Origin of the sequence: Mycobacterium sp. (assembly GCF_036488105.1) — a bacterium.
Classification (GTDB): domain Bacteria; phylum Actinomycetota; class Actinomycetes; order Mycobacteriales; family Mycobacteriaceae; genus Mycobacterium.
In genome coordinates, this window is the sequence record NZ_DASXHW010000075.1 from 1 (window position 1) to 4,896 (window position 4,896).

At 65.8% G+C, this 4,896-nt stretch carries 4 protein-coding genes and 1 pseudogene; all 5 read right to left on the reverse strand.

The genetic code is table 11. The features are described from left to right. Nucleotides 1-267, reverse strand: a 267-nt coding sequence (locus VGH54_RS04030) for a WXG100 family type VII secretion target (protein ID WP_331510651.1), incomplete at its 3' end; no start/stop codon positions are given. Between the two features lie 28 nt (nucleotides 268-295). Continuing rightward, nucleotides 296-589, reverse strand: a complete 294-nt coding sequence (locus VGH54_RS04035; protein WP_331510652.1) for a WXG100 family type VII secretion target — start codon at nucleotides 587-589, stop codon at nucleotides 296-298. 78 nt (nucleotides 590-667) lie between these two features. Beyond that, nucleotides 668-739: pseudogene (locus VGH54_RS04040) on the reverse strand (hypothetical protein); the annotation flags it as partial. Between the two features lie 2 nt (nucleotides 740-741). Further along, on the reverse strand, nucleotides 742-1,047 hold the full coding sequence (locus tag VGH54_RS04045) for a PE family protein (RefSeq protein ID WP_325689494.1): 306 nt from the start codon (nucleotides 1,045-1,047) through the stop codon (nucleotides 742-744). Between the two features lie 24 nt (nucleotides 1,048-1,071). Continuing rightward, nucleotides 1,072-4,896, reverse strand: a 3,825-nt coding sequence (gene eccCa, locus VGH54_RS04050) for a type VII secretion protein EccCa (protein WP_331510653.1), incomplete at its 5' end; no start/stop codon positions are given.

Below are 4,896 nucleotides of genomic sequence, written 5' to 3' on the forward strand. Positions count from 1 at the left end.
GGCTGAGTCCCGGGCCAGCATCGAGGTGGTGTTGTTCTCATGAGTGCCCGCCATCGCGCGATAGGACAACACCAACTGCTCCATCGCCTGGTTCCACTGCGCCTGCCACGCCTGATAACTCATCCCGGTGTCACCCTGCCAGCCCGACTGCAACGCGGCCTGCTCGGCGGAGATATCGGCGCCCAGGCTCTGCAGCGTGCCGGCATAGCCGGCCATGTCGGCCGCGTGTGCCAGCATCGCCGGGTAGTTGTACATGATCTGCGACATCACAAATCCCTTCCCTCAGTTGGTCGGCTCAGAAGCCCGGGTAGCTGCTCGCCGCAGCACTGTCAGCGGCCACATAGGTGCCCGCGGCATCCCCAAGATTGGCCTGCGCGATATCCAGCAGCGAATTCACCTTGGCCGCCGCCGCCACAAACCGGGCATGCGCAGCCTGAAACGCCGCCGCACCATCACCGGCGAAAAACGCCTGCGACGACATCGCTTCCTGCTCGGCCTGACCGATCGTCGAGCGCATCAATCCCGCCTTGGCACCAAACGCCGACTGCGACGCCACCAACTGCGGAATATGAGCATCCAAAAGACTCATCCTAAAAATCCCTTCATCCGTCGATTACCGTTGCCACACCTACACATTCAGTTGTGATCCCCCTTCCCCTCGGTCGGCGGGTCCAGGACCGCTGCTGCGGAGCACTGAATGCACCTCCGGCGGCGAAGCCATCCACACCGGCGCGGTCATTGTCAGTGGCCGGCCAAGTATGTCGCCGCGGCAGCCGCGTCACCGGCTGCGTAACTCACGCCAGACTCACCGACACCGACTCCGGCGCGGCCGAGCTCTTCAACACCTTCGGCCGCAACCGCAGCGTGTTCGCTGCCCTGGGCGCTGAATCCGGCCGCGGTCTGCAGCGAGACCGGGTCAGCCGCCGACGGAACGACGGCCGTGATGGCCGGTGCCGCCCCCGCATGCGCGGCGGCCAACCGGGCGGTGATCGATTCAACCGCGGCGCTGGCCGCGGCCAGGCCTTCGGGAACAACTCGCAGTGTCATGACACATACTCCTTTCGATGAATATCAGCGGCCATCAGCGGCCACACTCTGGTCGACAAGCGGATTGACCAACTGCACGTACGTCGGGATATCGCTGTCGGTCAGTAGAATGGCGCGACCGGGCGGCAGCCGGTCGAAGCGTTGACCGCGAATCTTGCCGCCGTCGGTTGGGTTGCCCGACAGCATCAGCGTGGTCGCTTGCAGGTCGTTGAACCGGCGCAGCAGCGGACTGGTCATCAACGCGTGCGCGGCTCCGGTTGCGCGCGCCGTGACGATGACGCGTAGTCCCAGGTCGCCGGCCTGCGACAGTAATCCGATCAGCGGAGTCCAAGGCCGCTGTCCCACATAGGGTCCCGTCATTGCCGGAGAGTCCGGTATCTGGTCGACGTCGTCGATGATCAGGTAGTGGGTGTGGCCCTCGAACGACCAGCCGGTCAGCTGCGAGGCGGTCATACCGGCCGGCGGCCGGCGCTTTTCGATGAGCGCCGACAGCCCGAGCATCGCCGGCGTCACCCGGTCGATGTTCGCGGTGTACTCGTTGTCGGGGAACAGCGGTTCGTCGACCAGATGCAGCCGTCGATCCAGCACGGTGAACGCGACACGGTCCGGCGTCGAGTTGTCCCGGATGGTGCGGATGATGTGCCGCAACAAGGTGGTCTTACCGGTCCTGGTGTCACCCAGCACCATCAGCAGCGGGTTCTGCGCGAAGTCGAGTTGGACTGCAGCCAAGTCTTCTTCGCGCTGGCCGATCACGATCCGGTCGCTGCCGCCGTATACCGGTTCGAGCGCGGCCGGCTCCAGGATCGTCGGCAGCAGGCGCACCGGCGGGGCGGTGATACCGGCGTGACGGTCGTTGATGACGGCAATCTGGTCCAGCTGCGGCGCCGCGAACAAGAAGTGCTCGGCGGCCATGGTCAGACCACGACCCGGCTGGTCTGCGGGCACACCCTCGGCCGGACGATGCAGTGCGCCGACCATCCGGACATTGCTGTCCCGCGCGTCGTGCAGCTTGAGCTCCAGCCGCATTCCTAGACCGTCCCGCATCGCCAGCGGCACCTCGAGCCAGCTGGGAGTGGTGACGACGACGTGGATGCCATAGGCCAATCCAACGTTGACCAGTTCGGTCACCTTGCTCAGCAACGGGTTCCGGGTGTTGAACTGGTCGGTGTTGTCCCGACTGAAGGCGTACAGGTTGTCGATGATCAGGAATACCTGGCCCAGTCCGTCGTCCGGGCCTTGCTTGTCCCGGAACACCTCTCGCTCTTGCCGTGACCGCAGCAGTTGCTCGAGCTCGCCGAAGGTGCGACGGATGCGCTCGGGTTCCAGCGACGACGCGACGCTGCCGACATGCGCCAAGTCCTCCAGCGCGCGCAGCTGCCCGCCGCCGTAGTCCAGGCAGTAAAAGCTCACCTCGCGCGGCGAGTGCAGACTCGCCGCCGACAAGATAAAGGTTTGCAGGGCAGTCGATTTCCCGGACTTCGCGCCACCGTGAATCAACAGGTTGCCGGCCGAAGACCGCGCGTCGAAGACCAACGGGTCGCGGCGCATCTGGAACGGCCTGTCGATCTCACCCAGCGGCCAACGCCACTCACCGCGCGGCACCGCCGCACGGGCGAGCGCTGCGCTCAGCGGGATCACCTCATCGAGCGGCGGCAGCCACAGTTCGGGCGCACGGGGGCCGAAGCGCGCGAGTTGGTCGCCGACGGTGGCGATCAGCTTGCGTGACGGCGCGACCGGCTCGTCGTGGCCGTTCTTGGCGATCACTGTGGTCTGGTCAGGTTCCACCCGACCGGCCTTGAACAACTTCGGCTCAGGAACCGAATGCACCACAAGCGTTTTAGGCGCCTGAGGCGGATCGTAGATGCCGTCGACGTAGGTGCTGCGGAAACGAATCGGGGCGGCGCCGGGCGCGGGCACCAGGAACCCGACGCCTTTGTGCTCCTTGCCCGACTCGATGTGGTACGCGTCCTCCACGCCGATGATCGACCGCGACACCGAGGGGCTGGCCACCTTCAGACCGATCCGGTACGAGGTGTTCTTGTCGATGTCCTTGATCTTGCCCACATCCAACGTCTGCGAGGCGAAAAGGATGTGGATCCGGAACGACCGGCCCTTGCGGGCGACGTAGTCGAACAGCTCCGCGTACTCGGGGTGGTCGGCCAGCATCAACGTGAACTCGTCGGCGACGACGAACAGCGTCGGGATCGACGGCAGATCATGTCCGGCGGCGATCGCGTTCTCGTATTCGGTCACCGAGTTGAACGCGCTGCCCTGCACCTTGCGGCCGGCCTCGCGCAGCATCATCTCCCGGCGGGCGACCTCGCCGCGCAGCGTGTCGGCGAACCGGTCGGCCAGCGACTTCTTCTCGGCCATGTTCGAGATCACCGCGACGACCTGAGGGAAGTGGCGGAAGATGTCTGCGCCGGCCTCACCCTTGAAGTCCGCGTAGATGACGATCAGCCGCTCGGCAGAGTGAGTTGTCAACAGCGACAACAGAATCGACATCAACGTCTGGGACTTGCCGGAACCGGTCATACCGATCATCAAGCCGTGCGGACCCATGCCGCCTTCGGCTTCGTCTTTGAGGTCGAAGATCAGTGGCTCACCGGTGGCCGTCACACCGATCGGAACCCGCAACTCGTCGTCGCGGTGCCGCCGTGCCCACATCGTCGGGACGTCAAGCCGCGACGCGTCCGGAATCCCCAGCAGCGTCGTGAACGTGGCGCCCCGGGTGGCCGTCGACTGCAGGCCACTGTGCGTCGGGTTGGAGTCCCACCGGGACAGCCGGCGCGCGAGGTGGTTGGTGTCGTCGACGCCGAGTTGGTCCGCGATGTCGATGTAGCGCTGCCAGCCGCCGGTTTGCCAGCGGTCGATCACGCCGTCGGCGATTCGCAGGATCGGCCGCTCAGGATCGGAATACTGTTCTCGATGCGGTGTGGTGGTCGAACGGTGGATGACGGTGACTCCGGCCCGGCCGAGGGCCAACGGCGAAGCCTTGAGATCGAAGTCTGGGTCGTCGACGATAATCAGCAGGTGCCGCAACGCATCAGCCGATCCGCCGGCGAACGCCGGACGGTCGGACAGCGCGGGTCCAAGCAGCGCGACCAACTCATCGGGCTTGGTGGAGAGGTAGCGGGCCGGGCCGACGCCGTCGACTTCGGCCGGAATGTCCACGTGCGGCAACCACTTCAGCCATGACCACTCCGGCGACTCGAGATCCGAAGTGGCGACCGCGACGCCGAGAACCGCCGGGTCGTGCCACGTCACCGCCTGAGCCACCCAGGACCGCACCGCCGCACGCACCTGGACGGCGTCGCCGAGCACGGTGACGCGCGAAAGCTTGGCCAGATCGAGACCGGTCGGCACATCGCGAACTGTGCGCTGGGTGTCCAGCAAACTGCGTAACGCACTGTGCGACACCGGCTCCAAGTCGACCTCATCGGCGGTGTCGTTGACCCGCAGCGCGGTGTCCAATGTCGCCGAGTGCACACCGGCACGTACTACCAGGAAGTCGCCGTCCTGGGGATCGCGTTCCCACTGCCGTCGTGACCCGGGTATGGCGGCCAGATCCGCGGGTTCCGGGTGCGACCATTCGGCGGCGGCGCGCTGCGCGGCAGCCTGGCCCCGGATGTTGTCCCGAACCACTGACAGATAGCGCAAGTAGTCGGCGCGTTCGGCGTCGACTTCCTCGGTGCGCGACTTGTTATCGCCCCCACGGAAAAACGCGGTGGCGGCCAGCAGCAGCACGAAGGGGAAGAAGAGCGTCTGCGGCGAGATGAGCCGCATCCCGGTGGCGACCATCGCGACGATCATCCCGACGATCAACAGCACGATCACGACCGGCAGCGC

Coding starts and splice junctions, on each gene's coding strand:
- VGH54_RS04035 (WP_331510652.1), bottom strand. CDS start 589: ATGAGTCTTTTGGATGCTCATATTCCGCAGTTGGTGGCGTCGCAGTCG.
- VGH54_RS04045 (WP_325689494.1), bottom strand. CDS start 1,047: ATGACACTGCGAGTTGTTCCCGAAGGCCTGGCCGCGGCCAGCGCCGCG.